The sequence below is a fragment of the Rhodococcus sp. HNM0563 genome (assembly GCF_012726195.1).
Lineage (GTDB): Bacteria > Actinomycetota > Actinomycetes > Mycobacteriales > Mycobacteriaceae > Rhodococcus.
The window spans coordinates 259296-284377 of record NZ_JAASAF010000002.1; the positions used below are offsets into that span (position 1 = coordinate 259296).

General features: G+C 67.4%; 2 protein-coding genes. Both read right to left on the reverse strand.

The window, feature by feature from the left end:
* Positions 1–105: 105 nt before the first annotated feature.
* Positions 106–1098, reverse strand: a complete 993-nt coding sequence (locus tag HCA61_RS05075; RefSeq protein WP_169687087.1) for an alpha/beta hydrolase family protein — start codon at positions 1096–1098, stop codon at positions 106–108.
* Entirely contained in the window at positions 1095–25070 is a 23976-nt protein-coding gene (locus tag HCA61_RS05080; protein ID WP_169687088.1) for a non-ribosomal peptide synthetase, read from the reverse strand. The genes HCA61_RS05075 and HCA61_RS05080 overlap by 4 nt, the downstream gene beginning before the upstream one ends.
* Positions 25071–25082: the final 12 nt, after the last annotated feature.

A 25082-nucleotide genomic window follows, 5' to 3' on the forward strand; every position in this document is an offset into this window, starting at 1 on the left:
CAGCCCCGTTCCGGGAAATCGCGGATTCTGTGTACGAATGCCGTCCCTGTGGACAACTTCCGTACAGCCCCCATGTGGACGACCGGATTCGGGCGCACTGGACGATCACAGCTCCATCGACGCCGCGAGCTGCGGCCAGGAGCGCTGAAGTTCGTCTTCCCAGTACCCCCACGAGTGCGTACCGTCGGGCCGGAAGTGGAAGGTCGCCGGGATGTCGAGTTCTTCCAACCGGTCCTGGAGTCGATGCGTGCAGATATTCGTGGCGGCCTCGATCAGGCCGCCGACCACGACCTGGTCGAGTAGCGGCGGCGACTGCGGCGTCCGCGGAAGTTCCGGATTCTCGTACGGCCCGGGCAGACCCGTTCCGTTCGAGATGTAGAGGGAGAGGCCGCGTAGGCCTTCCGCGTTGACGGTCGGGTCGTGCGCGACCCAGCCTTCCCCGTCATAGGGACCCCACATGTTCGTCGCGTCGGTCTCCCCCATCCCCTCGATCACCGACCTCAGATAGGTCTGCCCCAGCGGGTCGCTGGTCTGCGCGCACCCGCTGTACGACGCGACACCTCGGTAGAGGTCGGGAGCGTGGATCGCGAGGGACAGCACCGACGTCGCGGCCATCGACAAACCCGCGATCGCGTTGACGCCCGTTGTGCCCAGCGCGTCGTCGATCACCGGGGGCAGTTCCTCGGTCAGGAACGTCTCCCACTTGGCCACGCCGACGACCGGATCTTCTTTGATCCAGTCGGTGTAATACGTGAACATTCCCTCGGCGGGGATGACGACGTTGACGTTCTTGTCGGCGAGGAACTCGAGAATCTTGGTCTGGTTGAGCCAGTTGGCGCCGTCCTCGCCGCCGCCTGCACCGTTGAGCAAGTACAGCGTCGGGCGCGGAACAGATGTATCTGCAGGCTTGATGACCTGCAGGGGAATGTTCCTGTCCATCGACGGCGAATACACGAGCATGTCCGAGCGCCGATCGTCGACCTGCTCGACGCTGTCCACGTGGGCCGCGGGTTCGGCGGACGCAGGCACGGCAGGGACAACCAGGGCGAACGCGACCGCAGCGCACAACGCTGCTCGGCGCAGAACGTACTCATTCATGTAGCGGATTCGCCCTTATCGGTAGTCGGGTGCAGTTCGATGACTCTACGCACCGTCGGACCGACGACAGCAAGGGCCTCGGGCGAAGTCATGTGCCAATGCGTCACGGGCACTGAATGATCATGGATCTCGCCCGTGACCGCGTCTGCCCAGTCTGTGGCTCCAGATCGTCCGTCGGCAGAAGCGGTGAAGTAGAGGACGTCGCCGTCGAACACACCGGGCCGGTGCTCGCTGAGCAGCCTCGAGTTGTGTTCTGCGGTGGCGATCAGTCGCTGCACCATCGGTTCGGTGTCGTCGACGGCGTTGCCGGTCAGCTCTGCAACAGTCGCGACGAGCTCGGCGACATCCTGCGGCGCGCTGTCGTCGAAGCCGAAACCTGCCAGGAGGTCGGCCATCGACACCGTCGCACGTTCACCGGCGGTCGGCTCGGACGAGCCGCCCACGACGCTGTCGAGCATCACGAGATGGTCCACCGATTCACCCGCGGCCTGCAGCTGCACCGCCATCGCATGGGCGATCACACCACCGAGCGACCAGCCGAGCAGCCGGTAGGGCCCGTGCGGCTGCACGCCGCGAAGTTCTTCGACGTATCGCGCGGCGAGTTCGTCGAGGGTGGCGGGCGCGAAGTCGGCTTCGGTACCGGCCGGCGTCTGCAGACCATAGAGGTCGATGTCGAGTTCCTGTGACAAGCCGGTGTAGCACCACGACAAACCGACGATCGGATGCACACAGAACAACGGTGTGCCCGAGCCCTGTGCGCGCAGCGGCAACACCGGACGGAGCGCGTCCGACATGCTCGTACCGGAACCCTCGGCGATCAAGCGGGCGAAGCCTTCGACGGTCGACTCCTGGAACAGCCACTGCAAGGGCACCTGAGTGTCCAGCTCCGCGCGCAGGCGTGAGACGAGCCTCGTCGCGACGAGGGACGTACCGCCGAGCGCGAAGAAGTCGTCGTCGAGACCGACCGATTCAGCCCCGAGCACATCCGCGAACACCGACGCCACGATCAGCTCGGTCTCCGTCACCGGAGCCCGGAACTCACGGGTCTCGAACATCGGCTCCGGCAACGCCTTCCGGTCCAGCTTTCCGGACGCGTTGAGCGGCAACGACTCGAGGACGACGAACTGCGACGGCACCATGTACGACGGCAGCACCGCGCTCATGGCATCCCGCAGATCCGAAGTACCCGGAGCACCCGACAAAACGACGTAGCCGACCAACCGGTCCGACCAGACCGCAACCGCACCCGCGGCAACACCGTCGAGACCACGCAACACAGCCTCGATCTCACCGAGCTCGATACGCTGACCACGCAGCTTGACCTGCTGATCATTGCGACCCACAAACTCGAGCTCACCGGCACGACTCCACCGCACCAGATCACCCGTGCGATACATGCGGTCGCCGGCACCACCGAACGGATTCGCCACGAACCGGTCGGCCGTCAGCCGCGAATCGACATATCCGCGAGCCACCTGTGTACCCGCGACGTAGAGCTCGCCTGGGACACCCACGGGGACGAACTGCAGACGGTCATCGAGAACGAACACCTGGGTATTCGACACCGGCTCACCGATCGGGACGATCCCAGCGTCTCCCTCGACACTGAGTCGATGCGTGACCTGGATTGTCGATTCCGTCGGCCCGTACAGGTTGTGGACATCTGCCCCGAGCGAGATCCGCGCCCGCCGCGCAGTCGTGCCGGACAACGCCTCGCCACCGGAGAACACCAACCGCAGCGCATCGGTTGGCTCGTCCACGACATCGAGTACCGCATCGAGCACCGACGGCACGAACTGCGCGATCGTCACCTCACCCGAAGTCAACACACCGGCCAGATACCCGGGGTCACGATGACCTTCAGGACCGGCGATCACCATCCGAGCACCGGATACGACAGGCAACAGCAGCTCCCACACCGACGCATCGAACGTCGCCGGGGTCTTCAAGAACACCGAATCCGAAGCATCGACACCGAACTTCGATTGCATCCACAGCAGTTGGTTCACCACCGCGCCGTGGGACACCGTGACGCCCTTCGGCCGACCGGTCGAGCCCGACGTGAACAACACATACGCGGCATTCTCGGGACGCAACGGAGCACGGCGGTCAGTATCGGACACTATTGCGGTCGAGTATTCGGACACGTCGAGAGTGTCCGTACACACCACGGCGCGATCGGTCTCGATGGCTTCATTCGACGAAATCAGCACGAGGAGTGGGTCGGCGATGTCGAGTACGTACGCGATCCGGTCCTGCGGCTGTTCTGGATCGATCGGCACATATGCGCCACCGGCAGCGAGCACCGCATGGATCGCCACGACCATCTCCGCGGACCGACTCATCGCCACCGCCACGCGCGTATCAGGCCCGACACCCCACGAAATCAGATGACGCGCAAGACCTGCCACCCGGCGGCCGAACTCACCGTACGTCAGTGCCGAGTCGACGCCGACAATCGCCATCGCGCGGGACGAACCCTCGGCACGTTGTCCGACGAGATCTGGAACAACGAATCCGGACGCCGGGACATCCTCACCCCTACCGGAATCCAGCGATCGAGCACGTTCGTCTGCGGTCAGGATGTCGACATCACCGACCACCACGCGCGGGTCTTCGACCACGGCCGTCAACACCCGGGTGAAACGTTCGACAGCCGACACGATCGTCGATTCGTCGAACAGGTCCGTCGCATACGTGAACGACACAGCGAATCCGCCGTCGGATAGCTCCGACATCGTGACCTGCAGATCGAACTTCGCAAGGTGAGTATCGGCCTCGACGGCAGTCAACGTCAGCCCTGGCAACTCGAAACTCGTGGGTGCGAAGTTCTGGAACGTGAGCATCACCTGGAACAACGGATTCCACGCGGTCGTCCTAACGGGATCAAGGACCTCGACCAGCCGCTCGAACGGGACATCTGCGTGCCCGAATGCACCGAGGTCCACATCTCGCACCCGAGACAACAACTCGTCGAACGACTCCCCGCCCTCGACCTGCGTCCGCAACGCCAATGTGTTGACGAACATCCCGATCAGATCGTCCAGCGCACGCTCACCGCGACCCGCCACGGGGGTACCGATCACGATGTCGCCGGTCCCCGACAACCGCGCGAGCAGCACCGCAAGAGCAGCGTGCACGACCATGAACGGCGTGACACCGTGTGCACGCGCGACGGTTTCGAGGCTCGAAGTCAGCGACGCAGTCAAGGTAAAGTCATGCGACGCACCGCGATACGACGCAACAGCCGGGCGCGGACGATCCGCAGGCAACTCGATCACATCCGGCGCCCCCGCCAACTGATCGGACCAGTACGCCAACTGCCGCGACAACACCGATCCCTCATCGGCTTCGGACCCGAGAACCTGCCGCTGCCATATCGCGTAGTCCGCGTACTGCACTTCGAGCGGCTCCCACAACGGCACTTCACCCAGCGACCGCGACGCGTACGCCGTCATCAGGTCCCGCGACAACGGGCCCATCGAGAAACCGTCGGCTGCAATGTGATGCACGACCACCACCAGTACATGCTCGGCGTCCGCGACCCGGAGCAACTTCACGCGAACCGGCGGCGCGAGCGTCACATCGAAACCGGCACTCACCTCGCGAGCAACCGCACTCAGCAGATCATTCTCCGCTACAGCCTCCGCCGTCAGACCGAGCTGACGGTCAACCGCGGGCAGCACGACCTGGCTGCCGATTCCGTCGATCTCGGGATAGTAGGTACGCAGAATCTCGTGCCGCTCGATCACATCATCGATGGCCTGCGACAACGCGTCGACATCGAGTGCCCCCGACAAACGGATGGCGGCAGGAATGTTGTTCACTGCAGATTCCGGGTCGAACCGGTTGAGGAACCACATCCGGGTCTGTGCCGTCGACAGCGGAATCCGGCCAACTCGCAGCTGGGGCTCGAGCGCAGCCACATCGCTGGAACGAGCAAGCTCGTCGACCGAAGCAGCGAGGGCGACCACCGTCGGCGACTCGAACAGCATCCGCACGGGCACCCGCGCATCCACTGCCGCACCCACTCGGGATGCGACTTGCGTCGCACTGAGGGAGTTGCCGCCGAGTTCGAAGAATCCGTCGTCGAGGCCGACACGTTCGACGCCAAGCACGGCACCGAACACGGACGCCACGATCTCTTCGGTCGGCGTCACCGGTGCCCGGAATTCCCGCGCCTCGAATTCCGGTTCCGGAAGTGCCCTGCGGTCGAGTTTGCCGGAGGTGTTGAGCGGCATCGCCTCGAGTACGACGAGAGCATCCGGAAGCATGTACGACGGCAACTGCTCTGCCGCTGCATCACGAACGGATTCGACGTTCACGTCCGAACCGGAAGCGGGGACGATATAGCCGACGAGCCGATCCGACACCACCGCGACTGCCGCCGCCGCGACCGTGTCCAGCGCCTGCAGCACCGTCTCGATTTCGCCGATTTCGATGCGTAGGCCACGCAGTTTGATCTGATGGTCGCTGCGGCCCAGGTATTCGAGTTCTCCCGCCGTCGTCCAGCGCACGACGTCGCCTGTGCGATACATCCGTGTGCCGCTTGCGCTGTGGGGGTCGGCGACGAAACGCGACGCTGTCTGGCCGGTGGCGTTCTCGTAGCCGCGCGCCACCTGCGGCCCCGCGACGTAGAGTTCGCCGCGCACACCGACAGGAACAGGCTGCAGACGCGCATCGAGCACCAGCAAGGTCGTACCTGCGACCGCCGTGCCGATCGGTACGCTGCGCCCCGCACGGGATGTCCCTGCCCGGTGAGCGACCTGGATCGTGGTTTCCGTCGGGCCGTACAGGTTGTGGATCTGCGCGCCGAGCACATCACGGACTCGTTCGGCGGTAGCGGAGCGTAGGGCCTCACCACCCGAGAACACTTGCTGCAGAGACCCTCCGGGATCCTCGTCGACGACGAGGTCGAGTACCGACGGCACGAACTGCGCGACGGTCACCTTCTCCGCGGCAATCACCGACGCGAGATACGCAGGGTCGGCGTGGCCCTCGGAGTCTGCCACCACCAGGCGCGCGCCGATGCGTGTGGCCAGCAGCAATTCCCACACGGATGCGTCGAAGGTGACGGGTGTCTTCCACAAGATCACGTCGTCGCAGGTCAGCCCGAGTGTGTGCTGCATCCAGTCGAGCTGGGTGTTCAGCGCGCGATGGGTGACGGCGACGCCCTTGGGCCTGCCCGTCGACCCTGAGGTGAACAGCACATACGCGAGGTGATCTGGGCGCAGCGGTGCAAGCCGGTCGCCGTCGGTGATCGGTGATGTGTCGTTGGAGGCACCGACGGAATCGACCTCGAGCATCGGAATCGGCAGTTCGGTCGTGGAGGAGCGGACGAGCGCGAGAACAGGTTTCGCGGTCTCGACGATGTGCGCGATACGTTCGGCCGGGTGGTCGGGGTCGAGCGGGACGTACGCGCCACCTGCCTGCAGGATCGCGTGGATGCCGACGAGCAGGTCGAGACTGCGCTCCATGTACACCGCGACACGTGTCTCCGGCCCGACGCCACGCGCGATCAGTGCACGAGCCAGCCCTGCGACACGTTCGTCGAATTCACGACTGGTCAAGGACATCTCGGCCGAGGTGACCGCAATTGCCTCGGAATACGGATCGGGGATCCCCTTGTCCACAACAAGTTCCGGCCCCACACCGAACGCCAGGACTCGGGCCCGCTCGGCGTCGTCGAGCAACGGCAGCGCAGTGATACGCAGGTCCGGATCTGCAACGACCGCACTCAGCAGCCGGGTGAAGCGCTCTGCGAACGACACGACGGTCGAGTTGTCGAACAGGTCGGTCGCATACGTCCACTCCACTGCGATGCCGGCGGGTGCGCCGTCGTCGTCGAACCGTTCGACCGCAGTGATCTGCAGGTCGACCTTGGCTTCACCGAGGTCTGCGTCGATCGGCTCGATCCGGACGTCGCCGAGCTCGAAGTGGCGGCGCTCCATGTTCTGGAGAGTGAGCATCACCTGGAACAGCGGGTTCCGTGCCTGAGACCGGGGCGGGTCGAGAACCTCGACGAGTCGCTCGAACGGCACGTCTGCGTGTGCGAAGGCGCCGAGGGCGATGTCTCGGGAACGCGACAGCAATGTCGAGAACGTCTCGTCGGGGTCGACGCGGGTGCGGAGCACGAGGGTGTTGACGAACATGCCGATGAGGTCGTCGAGCGCCTGGTCGCCACGGCCGGCGACGGGGGTGCCTACCACGATGTCGTCGGTGGCACTCAGCCACGCGAGCTCAGCGCTCAGAGCGCTGTGCAGCACCATGAACAGCGTTGCGTTCCTGCTTCGAGCCAGATCGAGCAGGCCCCGGTGAGTCGAGGCATCGAGTCCGATGCGGTGGGTTGCGCCGCGGTACGACGCCACGGCCGGTCGCGCACGATCGGCCGGTAGTTCGAGGACGTCGGGGACGCCGTCGAGGGCGCCCGTCCAGTAGTCGATCTGCCGCGAGATGACGCTCGTCGGATCGTCTTCGGAGCCGAGTATGTCGCGTTGCCACAGACTGTAGTCGGCGTACTGCACGTCGAGCGGCGCCCAGGCCGGGGCTTCTCCGGTCGACCTGGCCGCGTACGCGACCATGACGTCGCGGAGCATCGGCCCGATCGAGAAACCGTCGGCGGCGATGTGGTGCACGACGACGACGAGGACGAACTCGCACTCACCCACGCGGAGCAGGCGTGCGCGGACGGGTACGTCCGCGGTCACGTCGAACCCAGACCGGATGACGCCGGTGACGACCTCGATCGCCCTGCCCGGTTCGACGTCCTCTTCGATGAGATCGAGGGTGAACTCGGAGACAGGCCTGATGACCTGCACTCCGGCACCGTCGATCTCGGGGTAGACGGTCCGCAGGATCTCGTGGCGTGCAACGAGATCGCCGACAGCGCCGCGTAGCGCGTCGACGTCCAGCTCGCCGGTGAGTCTGATCGCCGCGGGGATGTTGTAGGCAGCCGAGTCCGGAACGAACCGGTTGATAAACCACATCCGTTGCTGTGCCGGCGACAACGGCACCAGTTCGGGACGTTCCCCCGCCACGAGCGGGCGTCGTTCTCCACCCGCGGTCTGTTCCAGGACTGCGACGGCGAGGTTTTCGACCGTCGGGTGCTCGAACAACACCCGCACCGGGACGGTGGTGCCCAGTTCGGCACCCAGACGTGCCGTGACCCGGGTGGCGCTCAGCGAGTTGCCGCCGAGCGCGAAGAAGTCGTCATCGACGCCCACGCGGTCGAGCCCGAGTACGTCGCCGTACACGCCGGCGACGATCTGCTCGACGGGTGTGGATGGCGCCCGGAACGGTGTCGTGTCGAGGGTCGGCGCGGGCAGGGCACGTCGGTCGACCTTGCCGTTGACGTTGAGCGGCAGCGCGTCGAGCACCACCCAGGCCGACGGCACCATGTAGGTCGGAAGTCGGGAGCCCAGCGCCTTCTTCAGGACATCCGTGGCGAGGGTCCGGTCTCCCACGACGTATGCCACGAGTTGCTCACCGAGCCGCGGATCGCGGTGGGCGACGACCACGGCCTGGGCCACGGTGCTCTCGTTGCGCAGCGCGGTCTCGATCTCCCCGAGTTCGATACGGAACCCGCGCACCTTCACCTGGAAGTCGGTGCGGCCCAGGTACTCGAGGGTTCCCTTGTCGGTCCAGGTCACGAGGTCGCCGGTACGGTACATCCGTGTTCCCGGAGTGAACGGATTTGCGACGAAGTGGTCCGCGGTCAGATCGGCGCGTCCGATGTAGCCGCGCGCCAACTGTGCGCCCGCGAGGTACAGCTCACCCGGCACTCCGACCGGTACCACCTGGAATCGTTCGTCCAGGACGTACAGGCGCGTGTTCCATTCGGGTCCGCCGATCGACACGGTGGCGGTGTCGTCGTCCGTGACGTCGTGCCAGGTCACCGACACGGCGGCTTCGGTGGGGCCGTACAGGTTCGACAGTGTGGGCTCGGGCGCTGTGCTTCGGATGCGCTGCGCGAGATCGGGCGGCAGGGCCTCACCGATCGCGAGTACACGACGCAACGATGCGGGTAACTCACCTCGAGCTGTCAGTGCTTCGAGCATCGACGGAACTGCGTGCAGGGTCGTCACCGCGGAGTCGTCCATCAGTGCCGCAAGGTAGGCGGGGTCGCGGTGGCCGTCGGGTTCGGCGATGACGAGCCGCGCCCCGGAGACGAGCGCAGACCAGAACTGCCACACCGACAGGTCGAACGTGGCCGCGGTGGCGAGGAGCACCGCGTCGCCGGGGCCGAGCCCGAACTGTTCACGCTTCCACTGCAATTGGTTGGCGATCGCGGAGTGCGACACCGCGACACCCTTGGGGCGGCCTGTCGAACCCGATGTGAAGATCACGTAGGCGGTGTGATCGGGTCTCAGTGGCGCGACACGTTCGTTGTCGGCGACGGGTGTCGCCGGAAGATCGCTGCGTTCGTCGACGTGCAGCACCGGGTGTGTTCGGGTGTCGAACGTGTCGTCGGTGGTGAGCACACAGACGGGTGCTGCGGTGTCGAGGATGTAGGCCGTGCGGTCGGCGGGTTGGTCCGGGTCGAGCGGCAGGTAGGCGCCGCCGGCCTTCACGACCGCATACATGCCCACGACGAGTTCGACGGAGCGACGCATGCCGAGCGCCACGACGGACTCCGGCCCGACACCCGCAGCGATGAGGTGGCGGGCCAGCCGGTTGACGCGCGCGTCGAATTCGATGTAGGTCAGCTGCGTGTCCGGTGCGTCGAGGGCGAGCGCGTCGGGGGTGGCAGCAACCTGCGCATCGAACAGTGACACCAACGTTGCCGGCGCAACGTCGTGGTCGGAGTCGTTGAAGTCGTGGATGATCCGACGACGTTCGGTGTCGGAAATGATCTGCAGGTCGCCCACCGCAGCGGCCGGATTCGCGACGAGAGCTTCGAGCAGGCGCACGAACCGGCCGGCGAAGACGGTCACGCTGGCCTCGTCGAACAGCGCCGACGCGTAGGTGACGAATCCCGACATGCCGGCAGCGGCACCCGCCTCGTCGTACTCGTCCTGGACGATCCAGTGCAGATCGAACTGCGATGTGCGGTGCTCGAGCTCAACGGGAGAAACGCTCAGTCCCGGCAGCTCGATGGAGGTCGGGGCCACATTCTGGAACGAGAATCCAACCTGGAAGAGCGGGTGCCGCGCGGTCGAGCGCGGCGGATCCAACACTTCGACGAGCCGCTCGAACGGGACGTCGGCGTGGGCGAACGCCTGCAGATCGCTCTCCCGGACCGCAGCGAGCAGGTCGGTGAACGACGAGTCCGCCTGCACATCGGCGCGGAGCACGAGGGTGTTGACGAACATGCCGACGAGATCGTCGAGTGCGGGCTCACCGCGACCCGCGATGGGGGTGCCCACCGCGATGTCGTCGGTACCCGACAGGCGAGACAGGAGCACAGCGAGGGCGGCATGCACCACCATGAACGGTGTCGCGTGGTGGGCACGAGCGAGCTCGACGAGGCGCGCATGCAGCGCCCCGTCGATCGAGAACTCGATCTGCGCGCCCTCGTACGACTGCGCTGCCGGACGCGGACGATCGGTAGGTAATTGCAGCAGGTCTGGCAGGCCGTCCAGCGTGCGGCGCCAGAAGTCGAGCTGCCGGGTCAACACCGAATCGGGGTCGTTTTCGTCGCCGAGTACGTGTCGCTGCCACAGGGTGTAATCGGCGTATTGGACGTCGAGCGGGCTCCACGCCGGAGTGTCCCCTGCAACCGCCGCGCTGTAGGCGACGAGGAGATCGCGGACGAAGGGTGCCATCGACGAGCCGTCGGCGGCGATGTGGTGCACCGCCATCGCGAAGATGTGGTCACCGTCGGCGCGCTCGAACAGTCGTGTCCGCAGAGGTACCGCGGCGGTGACGTCGAACGGTTGGACGACGAAATCGACCACGGCAGCGAACATCGAATCCTCGCCGGGGCGTGCGATATCCAACCCGGGGACCGCCTGCTCCACCGGAAGGATGAGCTGCTGCGGACCATCCTCCGTCTCGGGGTAGACAGTGCGCAGGGTTTCGTGGCGCTCCACGACATGTGTGATCGCTGCCCGCAACGCGTCGACGTCGAGGCCGCCGCGCACGTGCAGGGCCATGGGCAGGTTGTACGCCGTCGAATCGGGATCGAACCGGTTGAGGAACCACATCCGCTGCTGCGCCAACGACAGCGGGATATGTTCGGGCCGGTCATATTTCACCAGTACCGGCCGCGCACCCTCCCCGGCGCTGCCCGCCACCACTGCGGCGAGCGCACTCACCGTCGGGTTCTCGAACACGGCACGCACAGGCACCGTGGTGTCGAGTGCCGTGCCGAGGCGAGCGACGAGCTGGGTGGCGATGAGCGAGTTGCCGCCGAGTTCGAAGAAGTCGTCGTCGAGCCCCACGCGCGCGGTGCCGAGCAGGTCGGCGTAGACGGCGGCGACGGTCTGCTCGACGGGGCTCTCGGGCGCACGGAAGGCTCGGGCTTCGATACCGGGGACGGGGAGGGCTTTCCGGTCGAGCTTGCCGTGCGCGGTGATCGGCAGAGTGTCGAGGACGAGGATCTGCGCGGGCACCATGTAGGCGGGCAGTTCGTCAGCGAGTCGGTCGCGGATCTGCTGCGGATCGACGGCGGCGCCGGTCGCGGGCACTGCGTATCCGATGATCCGGTCGCCGGTGTGCGGGTCGGAATGCACGACGACGACAGCCTGTGCGACGTCGTCACCTCGGGTGAGCGCGGATTCGATCTCGCCGAGTTCGATGCGCAGGCCACGCACCTGAACCTGTGCGTCGCTGCGACCGATGAAATCGAGTTCGCCTGCGGGAGTGCGCCGCACGAGGTCGCCCGTGCGGTACATGAGATCGCCGGTGAACGAATTCGCGACGAATCGGGACGCGGTCAGAGACGGGCGGCGGTGGTAGCCGCGCGCGAGGCCTGCCCCGGACAGGTACAGCTCACCGATGACACCGTCGGGCACGGGCCGGAGCCGGTTGTCGAGCACCACGGCACCGGAACCTTCGATGGGTGTGCCGATGGTGATCTCGTCGCCCGGCGACAGAGCCGCGGTGGCGGTGATGATGATGGTGGTTTCGGTGGGGCCGTAGCTGTTGATGAACCGGCAGGCCGGGCCGAACCGTTCGACGAGTTCGGGAGGGCACACGTCGCCGCCCACGACGACGGCTTCGAGTTCGGGCAGTTCGCCGGCGGTGAGGGTGCCGAGGGCTGCGGGCGCGGTGAGGATATGTGTGACGCGCTCGCGTCCGAGCAGGTCGGTGAGCTCGGCGCCGCCGACGATGTCCGGGGGCGCGACCACCATGGTGGCGCCGGCGGAGAACGCGGCGATCTGTTCGAACACCGATGCGTCGAAGCTCGACGACGAGAACCGCAGCAGCCGCGATGCCGTGTCGAGGCCGAGTTCCGGTCGGTGCCCGGCCGTGAACGCAGCCAGGCCGCGGTGGGTGACCACGACGCCCTTGGGGGTGCCGGTGGAGCCCGAGGTGTAGATCATGTATGCCGCGGACAGTGCCGTGATTGCCGGTGCGAGTGGAGTTTCGGGCTGGTCTTCGGCGTCGATCGACAGCCAAGGGATACCGGACGGTCCGGTGCCGAGCCCGATGTTCGCGTCCGAGTCGGCCAGCAGGTATTCGATGCGTGCCGCGGGCAGCGCCGGATCGATCGGTACGAACATCGCTCCGGTCTTCACGACCGCCCACAACGCCACGATCGCGTCGATCGAGCGTGGGAACGACAGTGCCACTACGGTTTCCGGACCGGCACCGTGCGCGGTCAGTTTGTGCGCCAGGCGGGTGGAAGCGCGGTCGAGTTCGGTGTAGGTGAGACGCCGGGTGCCGTCGGTGGCGGCGATGCCGGTGGGATTGGCGGTCACGCCGGCAGCGAAGATCTGCGGCAGCGTCTGCGGGGGCAATGCGGCGGGCACCGCGTGAGCGAGCGCGCGCGAGGTCTCTGCATCGTCGAGTACCGGCAGGTCGCCCACTGCGAGGGTCGGCTCGGACGCGATCGCACCGAGCAGTCGTGTCCACCGCTCGGCGAGAGTCGCGGCGGTGTCTTCGTCGAACAGGTCTGTCGCGTAGGTGAGCGATCCGGCAAGCGACTCGTCGTCGCCATCACGGACGGTGAATTCGAGATCGACCTTGGCGACGTCGATGCCGGGGTCGAGGGGCTCGACCGTGAGGCCGGGTAGCTCGAGGGTTCCGGTGCCCTGGTTCTGCAACGACAGCGACACCTGGAACAGCGGTGCATGCGCCTGTGAACGGACGGGGTCGACGGCGTCGACGATCTCCTCGAACGGCACGTCGGCATGGCCGAATGCGGCGAGATCGATGTCGCGGACCTGTTCGAGGAACTCGGCGAACCCGGTCGCCGGGTCGATGCGGGTGCGCAGCGCGAGGGTCCCCACGAACATGCCGACGAGATCGTCGAGTGCGGCGTCTCCGCGCCCGGCGATGGGCGTGCCGATGCTGATGTCGTCGGTGGATCCGAGCCTGCCGAGCAGCACGGCGAGCGCCGCGTGCAGCACCATGAAGCGGGTCGCGCCGTGGCTTCGGGCCAGGTTGTCGAGCGCGTGCACGGTGTCGGGGCGGATGCGGAATTCGGTGCGGGCACCGCGCTGTGAGGCAACGGCGGGTCGCGGGCGGTCGGCGGGTAGATCGAGCACCGCGGGCTTGTCGGCGAGCGTGTCGGTCCAGTACGCGAGTTGGCGCGCCGAGATCGATGCGGGGTCCGAGGGGTCGCCGAGCAAGGCACGTTGCCACAGCGCGTAATCGGCGTACTGCACGGCGAGGGGGGCCCACGCGGGTTCCGTTCCGGACAGTCGCGCCTGGTAGGCGACGAGTATGTCGCGGGCGAGCGGCATCGTCGAGGCGCCGTCGGCGGCGATGTGGTGCACCACGACGACGAGGATGTGCTCGTCGTCGGCGAGCTGGAGCAGTGCTCCGCGAGCGGGGGTCTCGTCGGTGACGTCGAACCCGTGACCGGCGACGGCGACGATCTCGTCGCGCACCGTGTCGGCGGTGGCTGCGCGCGGGGTGAGGTCGAGCGGTGCGGCGTCGAGCACCACCTGATGCGGTAGCGCCCCATGCCGTGATGGCCGAATGTCACCTTCGGTCAGTTGGACTGACTCGGGGTGACGTTCGGCTATGGGGAAGAGGGTGCGGAGGATCTCGTGCCGCTGCACGACATCGTCGACCGCCGCCTGGAGCGCATCGACGTCGAGGCGACCGGTCAGGCGCACCGCGACGGGAATGTTGTAGAGCGGTGATGCGGGATCGAACCGGTTGATCAGCCACATCCGCTGTTGCGCGGGCGAGAGCGGGATGTGCTCGGGCCGTGTACCTGCGGTCAGTGGCGGGCGCTGATCCGGGGTGCCTTCGCGGACGGCGACCGCGAGCGCCGCGACCGTGGGGTTCTCGAAGAGCGCACGCACACCCAACGACGAGTCGAGCCGCGCGATCACCCGCGTCGCCGACAGCGAGTTGCCGCCGAGTGCGAAGAAGTCGTCGTGCGCACCGACCCGGTCGACGCCGAGGATCTCGGCGTACACCTCGGCGACCCGCACTTCCTCCGCGCTGCGCGGTTCGACGAACTCGGATGCGGCGAAGACAGGTTCGGGGAGCGCGCGGGTGTCGATCTTGCCTGCGCCCGTGCGGGGGAAAGCGTCTACGACGGTGATCGACGACGGCACCATGTATGCGGGCAGCACGTGCGCGGCATGCACGGACAGCTCGGCCGGATCGACCCGTCCGGTCACGTACGACACGAGGGTGCCGGTCGCCTCATGCGACACGGTCACCGCTGCATCGACCCCCGGATGGCCGGCGAGCACCGCGTCGATCTCCGACAGTTCGATGCGGTGACCACGCACCTTCACCTGGAAGTCGGTGCGCCCCAGGTAATCGAGGTGGCCGTCGACCCGACGGACGAGGTCGCCGGTGCGGTACATGAGTCCGCCGTGCAGCGGGTTCGCGACGAATCGGGATGCGGTGAGCGCCGCCTGATCGTGGTAGCCGCGGGCAAGACCGGCGCCGTACACGTAGAGCTCCCCGGGGACTCCTGCGGGGACGGGACGCAGCCGCGTGTCGAGCACCACCACGCCGGTGCCGAGCACGGGCCGGCCGATTCGCACGGGCGCACCCGTCGTCATCGGTCCGAAATGGGTGGCCATGATGGTCGACTCGGTCGGGCCGTAGGCGTTGAACATCTCGCGTCCCGGTGCCCACTGCTCGACGAGCGATGGTTCGCATGCTTCGCCGCCGACAACGACGCCTCGAACATGTTCGAGGCGTGCGGGGTTCAGTGTCGCGAGGGCAGCGGGGGTGAGGAAGAGGTGAGTCACACCCGCGAGGTGTTCTTCGAGTTCGGTGCCGCCGTAGACGTCGGAGGGGACCAACTGGAGTGTTGCTCGTCCACCGATGGCCATGAAGATCTCGAGTAGCGACGCATCGAAACTCGGGGATGCGAACGCTGCGACCCGGTCACCGGGTTGCACCCGATAGTGGCGTTGTTGCTCGGCGACGAAGGCGGCGAGCCCGCGGTGAGTGACGACGACGCCCTTGGGCACACCCGTCGACCCGGAGGTGTAGATCAGGTAGGCGGCCTCGTCCGGGCGCGGCACGCGATCGGAGATCGGCCGATCGTCTCCGCTGGAATGTGGTGACACCCAGGTGGCGTCGCCGGGCAGCGCCGTGGCGGCCACACCCAGGCGCGCACCGGAGTCGGTGAGCATGTGCTCGATACGCGCAGCGGGATAGCCGGGGTCGACGGGCAGGAATACGGCACCGGTCTTGGCGACGGCCCACAAGGCGATCACCGAGTCCACCGACCGCGGCAGTGCGACCGCGACGACCGATCCGGGCGCTGCCCCGGCCTCGATGAGGTTGCGGGCGAGGATGTTCGATCGTCGATCCAGTTCGCGGTAGGTCAGGGTTGCGGAGCCGGAGACGAGGGCGAGTGCCTCGGGGTCGGATGCGGCGTCGGCGAACAGGACGGGCAGGGGCCGGTAGGGGGCGGAGTCCGGGGCCTGCATCAGAGTGATGCGTTCGTCGTCCGTCAGCAGCTCGACGTCGCCCACTGCCGACTGCGGGTCGGCCGCGGCACCGGAGAGCACGCGTACATACCGCTCCAGCATCACGGCTGCGGTGCGGTCGTCGAACAGGTCGCGTGCGAACGTCAATGCGACGGTCGCGTGGTCGTCGTGCTCGGTGACCGCGAATTCCAGATCGAACTTGGCGATACCGAAATCGACGGGAAGAACTTCGATTTCGAGACCGGGTAGCGACACGGAGGTCGGACGCGGCACTTCGAGTGCCAGGACGGTCTGGAACACCGGGTGGTGTGAGGTGGCCCGTGCCGTGCCCAGGGCGTCGACGAGCCGCTCGAACGGCAGATCCGCATGTGCATAGGCCGCGAGGTCGACATCGCGTACCCGCGCAAGCACATCGGTGAACGACTCGCCGGAGGCCACCGACACGCGCAGCGGAAGCGTGTTGACGAACATGCCGATGACATCGTCGAGGTTCGACTGTCCGCGCCCGGCGACCGGTGTGCCGATGGTGATGTCGCCGGTGCCGCTCAGCCGGGCCAGCAGCACCGCGAGTGCGGCGTGCAGCACCATGAACAGCGACGCACCGCGCTCGCGCGCGAGTTCGTCGAGTTGCGAGTACAGCTGCGGGTCGAGTTCGGCCGACACGGTGCCGCCGCGGAACGACGGGACCGCGGGACGACGGCGGTCGGTGGGGACGTCGGACACCTCGGGCGCACCGGCGAGAGTGTCGCGCCAGAAGCCGAGTTGACGGGCACCGAGCGAGTCGGGGTCGTCGACGTCGCCGAGTAGGTCATGTTGCCAGATGGCGAAGTCTGCGTACTGGACGGGCAGGGGCTCCCAGGTAGGGGCGTTACCGAGGACTCGGGTGCCGTAGGCCGCGACGAGGTCTCGGGCGAGTGCCTGCATGGACCACCCGTCGATGGCGATGTGGTGCACCACCAGCACGAGCACGTGGCTGTCGACGATTGCGCCGTCGGCGCTGCTCTCGCGCAGCACCGTCAGTGCGACGGGCGGCGCGGCAGTGACGTCGAAGCCGCGTCCCACCACCGCGCGCAGTCTCTCGTCGAGCGGGCCGTCGAGTGGCTCGATCGCCGGCACCCGTCCGGTCTCGGAGACGGGCAGGATCTGCTGGTACGGGCCGTCGCCGGAGTCGGGGTAGCGGGTGCGCAGCGTCTCGTGGCGTCCGGCGATGTCGATCACGGCGGCGCGCAGCGCTTCCTCGTCGAGGACACCGGTGAGCCGCAATGCGACCGCGACGTTGTAGGCGCCGGATGCGGGGTCGAAACGGTTGACGAACCACATGCGCGCTTGCGCGGGCGACAGCGGGATCCGCTGAGGGCGTGGTCGCGGGGCCGGCTGCCTCCGCTGTTCGTCGCGGCGGCCGTCGATGGTTCGGGCCAGCCCTGCGACCGTGGGATTGTCGAACAGGTCGCGTACCTGCAGGCGGGTGCCGAAGTGGTCGTCGAGCCGGGCGAGCAGCCGGGTCGCGGTGAGCGAGTTGCCACCGAGGTCGAAGAAGCTCGTCGTCGCTCCGACACGGTCGTGGCCGACGACTTCGGCGATCACCGCGGCGACGACGTGTTCGGTACCCGACGCCGGTGCGACATGCTCGGCGGATCCGAATTCGGGTTCCGGCAGGGCCTTCCGGTCGAGTTTGCCGTTGGCGGTGACCGGCATCGCATCGAGGGACACGGCGAGGGTCGGGACCATGTGTCGTGGGAGCCGCGACTCGGCGTGTGCGAGAGCCGCATCACGGTCGCCCACCACGTACGCGACGAGGTGTTCACCGGCGGCGGCGTCGCGATGCAACACGACGACGGCCTGGGTCACGGTGTCGGGCTCGAGCAGTACGGCTTCGATCTCGCCGAGTTCGATGCGCTGGCCTCGAAGCTTGACCTGGAAGTCGCTGCGGCCGACGTACTCGAGGGCCCCGTCGGCGCGCCACCGGACCAGGTCGCCCGTACGGTACAGACGCCCGTTGCCCGCGGGGGCGGCGACGAACCGTTCCGCCGTCAGCCCTGGGGCACCGTAGTAGCCGGCCGCGAGCTGTACGCCACCGAGATAGAGCTCGCCTTCGACTCCGATGGGCACGGGACGCATGCGCCGGTCGAGCACCCGCACCGACGTATTCCATACAGGCGTACCGATAGGGACCGGGGTTTCGCCGGGCACCGTCTCGTGGGCGGTGACATCGACGGCCGCTTCGGTCGGTCCGTACAGGTTGTGCACGGGCACGGCGAGCGCCTCGGCCACCTGCGACACGCTCGCCGCGGTCAGTGCCTCACCGCTGGTGAAGATCTGTCGCAGGGCACCGCACCGCGGCAGGTCACCTTCCGCGAGGAAGACCTCGAGCATCGACGGAACGAAATGCACTGTGGTGACATGATGTTCGGCGATCACTCGCGACAGGTAGCGAGGGTCGCGGTGCCCGTCCGGGGTTGCGAGCACCACGGCGGCACCGGTGAGCAGTGGCCAGAACAACTCCCAGACCGACACGTCGAAGGTCGCAGGTGTTTTCTGCAGAACGACGTCGTCGCCCGTCAGCGGGTATCGACCCTGCATCCATTGCAGCCGGTTGACGATGCTGCGGTGCGAGATCGCCACGCCCTTGGGCCGGCCGGTGGAGCCAGAGGTGAACAACACATATGCGAGGTCGTCGGGGTGCAGGGGACGACGGCGATCGGCGTCGGTGACCACGCTGTCGGAGAACGACAGTGCGTCGGGCAGCGCGTCGAGCACACGAGCGGGACGTGCCGTGTCGAGGACGTGCCTGGTGCGCTGCTCAGGCTGGTCGGGATCGATGGGGACGTAGGCCGCGCCTGCGGTGACGACGGCGTGGATCGCCACGAGCTGGTCGAGCGACCGCGGCATCGCGACGGCCACGAGATCTCCGGAACCGATTCCGTCGGCGATCAGCGCCCGCGCGACCCGATGCACGCGTCCCGCGAACGCTCCGTAGCTCAATACTGCGCCGCCGTCGACGACGACCGCGGTGCCGTCGGGGGTGCGTTCCGACTGCTCGCAGAGGAGGTCGGGAAGTGTCCTGGCGGGAAGCGCGACCATCTCGCCGCGCTCGAAGTTCGCGATCACGCCGAGTTCGCCGGGCACGAATACGTCGACATCGCGGATGTGCGTGTCGGGATGCGCGACGAAGGTTTCGAGTACGCCGAGCAGTCGCTGCACGAGCCGTTCGACGGTGGCGCGATCGAACAGGTCGGTGCGGAAACGCACGCTCAACCGCAGGGTGGGTTCGAGGATCGCCATCACGGTGATCGGATAGTGCGTGGCGTCGCGGGCATCGATGTCCGTCACGTGCATCCCGGCGAGATCGGTGGTCTCGTCGAAACCTGCACGGTCGACGGGGTACGACTCGAAGACGGTCAGCGTGTCGAAGAGGGTTCCTGCGCCGGCGCGCTCCTGGATCGCGCCGAGTCCGACGTGGTGATGCTCCAGCATTGCGACCTGGTCGTCCTGCACGCGCCGGAGCAGGTCGACGACGGTGTCGGCCTCGTCGAGCCGGACCCGCACCGGCAGGGTGTTGATGAACAGGCCGAGCATGGACTCCACACCGGGCAGTTCGGCCGGGCGCCCCGAGACGGTGGCGCCGAACACGACGTCGTCGCGGCCCAGTACGCGTCCGAGAACGAGCGCCCATGCCGTCTGCACCAGGGTGTTGACGGTGACATCGGTGTCGCGGCGGGCGACGAGGCCCGTGCGGAGCCACGCGGGCAGTTCGACGTCGATCTGCTCGGGATCGACGTCGAGCACCTCCCCGGCATGCGGGGCGACCAACGTGGGGTCGGTGAGCCCCGACAGTGCATCGCCCCACGCCTGCAGCGACCGGTTGTGGTCCTGGGCGTTCCACCACCGCAGGTAGTCGCGGTAGGGCACCGGATCGGCGAGCGCATCGGGTGAGACGTAGCAGGAGAGCACTTCTCGCACGAGCAGCGGCATCGACCAGCCGTCGAGGACGAGGTGGTGGTTGGTCAGCACCAGCACGGCGTCCGCACCGGTACGCACGAGCACGGCCCGCAACAGTGGCGGATGCGCACTGTCGAACGGCGATGTGCGTTCCGAATCGAGCACTGCGGCAAGAGCATCCGCGTCCGCCTCGACCTCACGCCACGGAACGTCGACGCGGTCGAGCACGAGCTGGGCAGGCACTCCGGTCTCGTCGTGGACGAACGCGGTGCGCAGGTTGGCGTGCCGGGCGACCACGGTCTCGATCGAAGTGCGCAGTCGTGCCGCGTCGATGCTGCCGGTGAGGTTCAGGGTGAGCTGAGCGACGTAGACGTCGAGCGACCCGGCAGCGAGCTGCGAGTGGAACAGCAGTCCCGACTGCAGCGGTGGTAGGGGCCAGATATCCTGCACACCTGGGTATTCGGACTCCCACCGTTCGATCTGATGCTGCCGCACCGATACCAGTGGCACGTCGGACGGCGTCAGACCGCCTGCTCCGGGACCCTCCACATGCGCGGCAAGGGCTTCGAGAGCGGTGCGCCAGCGGGTCGCGAGGTCGGTGACGAACTCCGCCTGCACCACCCGCGGCACGTACGCGAAGGTCGCGGTCAGGTGAGGCCCGTCGGGGCCGTCCACCACCATGGCATTGATATCGACGGCCGCGGACACCGCGAGCTGCGAAGTGCGCGTCGGGTCGAGATCGACCGCCGCGGGCACCCAGCCGATGTCGCGGATCGCCTCGGGAATATGTCCGGAGGTCAGGCGTCCGAGGTAGTTGAACCCGATCTGCGGAACGCGCGACGCGGCGAGGACGGGGCGCGTCTCGTCGTCGAGATGCCGAAGGATGCCGTATCCCACACCATGATTCGGGGCGGCTGCGAGCGCCTCTTTGACCGCTTTGATCACCGCGCCCGCGGCGGGGCCGCCTGCGAACGCCTCGACGAGATCGACCGACTCGGGTACGGCCGGACGCACCGGATAGACACTGGTGAACCAGCCGACGGTGCGCGCGAGATCGGCACCCTCACGATCTCGGCCGTGGCCTTCGAGCATGATCGGCACCGCGCGGTCGTACCTCGACAGCGCCAGCGCAAGCGCGGCGACGAGGCCGTCGGCCGTGCCCGAACGGAACACGCAGGGCAGCCGTGTGAGGACCGCGGCCGTGGTGTCGGGGTCGAGGGCAACGCGCACGCGTTCGGTGGTCGCGAGCGTGTCGATCCGGGGGTCGAGCTCACCGATTCCCGGAATCGGCGTCACTGCCCCGAGAGTGCGCTGCCAGAATCCGAGTTCGTCGGCATGTATGCCGTCGCGGGCATCGGACTGCAACGCGTACGCCCACCGGCGATAGGAGGTTCCGCCCTCGGCCGATACAGGTTCGGTGCTCGCGACGATCTGCATCCACGCCTGCGCGAGGTCGGGTAGCAGCACGCGCCACGACACGCCGTCGACGACGAGGTGGTGCGCCACGAGCAGCAGCCGGCCGTGCCCTTGCGCGGCGTCGAACCACACGCACTGCAGCATCACACCGCTGGAGGGGTCGAGACGCTGTGCAGCCGAGTCACATCGGGCGTCGACGAGGTCGCCGATCGACTCCGCGTCCGGAACGGTGATCCGCTCGATCGCCACCGCACCCTCGGGTATTCCCTCCGGGACCTGCCACGTCTCGGCGGTGAATACCGAGCGCAAGATGTCGTGGCGGCCGAGGACTGCGGTGACCGCGGCGGTGAGCTGATCGTGGGTCAGGTCGACCGGAGTGGTTACCAGTACTGCCTGAGCGAACGTCGAATAGTCTCCGCGGCCGAGCATTTCGTGCACGATCGGGGTGAGCGGTACCGGACCGACACCCCCGCCGTCGAGTTCACGCAACACCGAGTCGTCCGACACCACCGACGCAACCCTCGCCAGCGCCGCAATCGTCTTGTGCTCGAAGATCTGCCGCGCCGTGATGTACAGGCCCACATCCTTCGCGCGGGCCGCGAACTGCATCGCGACGATACTGTCGGCGCCGAGCGCGAACAGCGAATCGTCGGCACCTACGCGTTCGGCATCGAGAAGACCCTGCGCCACTTCGGTCAGCAGGCGCTCGGTGTCGGTGATGGGAGCGCGGAACTCGGCCGACGCGAACCTCGGTGCAGGCAACGCGGCACGGTCGAGCTTGCCGGCCAGAGTGACAGGCACTTCGTCGAGTTCGACGACGGACGCGGGCACCATGTGCGACGGCAAGGTCCGTTCCACGCCGCGGATGAGCGACTCGGCGTCGAACAGGGCTCCGGGCTCCATCAGCACGTAGGAGACGGGGACGACGGAATGCCCCGCATCGTGGACGACGGTGACCGCGTACTCCACACCGTCGAGGGCACGCAACGCCGCGTCGATCTCGCCGAGTTCGATACGGAAGCCGCGGATCTTGACCTGGAAGTCGGATCGTCCCACGAAGTCGAGTTCGTGATCGGCGGTCCAGCGCACCTCGTCACCCGTACGGTACAGACGCGTGCCGGGGTCGAACGGGTTCGCCACGAACCGATCTGCGGTCTGCCCCGGACGATTCAGATAGCCTCGCGCGAGGCCGGCGCCGCCGATGTAGAGCTCGCCGACGAAGCCGACCGGGACCGGCCGGAGTCTGCGGTCGAGGACGACGGCCGTGACTCCGTCGATCGGGCGGCCGATCGTGATCGGTGCGCCCACGGTCAGTGGTTCGCCTGCGGTGACGATGATGGTGGTCTCGGTGGGCCCGTAGCTGTTGACGAAACGGCACGTGTCGCCGAAACGGGCGACGAGATCGGGGGTGCACACGTCGCCACCCACTACAACGGCTTCGAGATCGTCGAGTCCCGCGGGGTCGACGGTGGTGAGCACCGTCGGTGCCGACACGATGTGTGTGACGCGGTGACGGCGCAGCACTTCGGCGAGGTCGTCTCCGCCGAGCACGTCGGCGGGGGCCACGACCATTGCGGCGCCCGCGCTGAACGCCTGCAGCATCTCGAAGATCGACGCGTCGAAACTCGCCGACGAGAACCGCAGCATCCGCGACTGCGATGTCAGGCCCAGCTCCGGCCGCGCCTCGGCCGCGAACGTCGCGAGCCCGGTGTGACCGACGACGACGCCCTTCGGTGTTCCCGTCGAACCGGACGTGTAGATCATGTAGGCCGCGTGGTCGGGGCGCAGCGACCGCGGGACGAACGAGGCCGCGGACTCCTCGGCCGTGATCGGATCGTCGACTGCGATCCAGCGTGGTCCGTCCGGGAGCTCGTCGATCCGTGCACGCACGGTAAGCCCCAGTCGCACAACGGAATCGCGCACCATGTAGGCGACGCGCTCGGCGGGCAGCGCCGGATCGATCGGCACGAACGCGGCCCCGGTCTTCGCCACCGCCCACATCGCGATGATGGCCTCCGCGCTGCGGTCCATGCTCAGCGCGACGAAGACCTCGGGTCCGGCGCCTGCGGCACTCAGCACCCCGGCCAGTAGGTCGGCGTGCCGATCGAGCTCGGAATAGGTCAGGGTCCTGGCACCGTCGATGATCGCGGGACCGTCGGGATTGCACGCGACACCGTCGGCGAGCAGATCGCGCAGATGCCGCACCGGGCGGGTGGACGGCCCGTGCGCGGGAACGAGTGCGGCGCGCTCGTCGTCGTGCAACACATCGAGGGCTCCCACCGGACCGGCCGTCGAGACGAAACCGTCGAGGAACTCCACGAAACGTGCGTGATGCGAACGCAGTTCCGCTCGCGAATACAGATTCGGGTTGGCCTCGAGGTCGATGTGCGCGGGATCGTCGGCGTCGCTCGGATAGATGTTGAGCGAAAGATCCTCGACAGGGCCGGTGCTGAGCACGTGCAGCTTGCCGATCGCGTCGCCGAGGCGGACATGCCCCTGGAACATCATGATGTTCACAGCGGGCCCGAAGAATCCGCGGTCGGCACTGCCGTACCCGGTGTCGCGGCGCATGTCCTCGTGCCGGTACCGCTGATGACGCAATGCCCCTGTCAGCTCGAGCTGCACACGACGCATGAGATCGGCGGCGGTGTCGTCGGGCCCCACCGTCATCCGGATCGGGACGACATTGGAGACCATGCCGCCGGACCGGCGCAGTTTCGCGGTGGTGCGTGCGGAGACGGGCAGGCTCAGCACCACTTCACGTTCGCCCGTCACCCGCGACAGGAACGCTCCGAATGCCGCGACGACCACCGTCGCGAACGTGGTGCGTTCGTGTTCGACGAGCAACCGGTCGACGGCCTCGGCCACGCGGTCGGGTAGCGGAGCACTCCACCGCACCGGGTGCGAACCCACGGGGGCCGCGCGACCGGCGAGGCTGATGGGGTGCGGGAGGTTGCGGATGCGCTCGGCCCAGTGGTTGCGGTCGGAGTCGAACCGGGTCGACGAGCGATAGCGGGCTTCGTCCTCCACGATGTCGGGTAGCGCGCTCACGCCGAACGGCTCGGGGTCGCGGCCTTCGACCACCGCGGTGTAGCGCTCGGCTGTGCGATTACTGAAGGTCATCGCGCCGAAGCCGTCGAGGGCGATGTGATGAATACGGGTGTAGATGAAATGTCGCTGCTCGGCGACACGGAGGACAGCGCACACGATGAGCCGGTCGCGGAGCATGTCGAGCGGTGCGACCCACTCGGCGCGGATCCACTCGATCGCGGCCGCCTCGGGGTCGTCCTCGCCGCGGAGATCGAGGATCGTGGCCCGGTCGTGGAGGGTGTCGTCGATGGCTTGGAGCGGCTCGCCGTCGATCTCGTAGAGCCGCAGCATGCCCGTACCGATCTCGCGAGCGGCTTCTGCGCCTGCGTCGGCGAAGATCTCGGGGTCGAATTCGCCGTGGACGTCGAGGTACTGGGCGATCGTCAGCGGCACATCGCCGAGTAGGTGCTGCGCGAACCAGATGCCCCGTTGGGCGGTGGAGAGAGGGAAACCGTCGAGCGAGGCGTTGCCCCCGCGATGTCCGTCAGGTCCCGAATCCGCTGACACTAGCCTCCCACC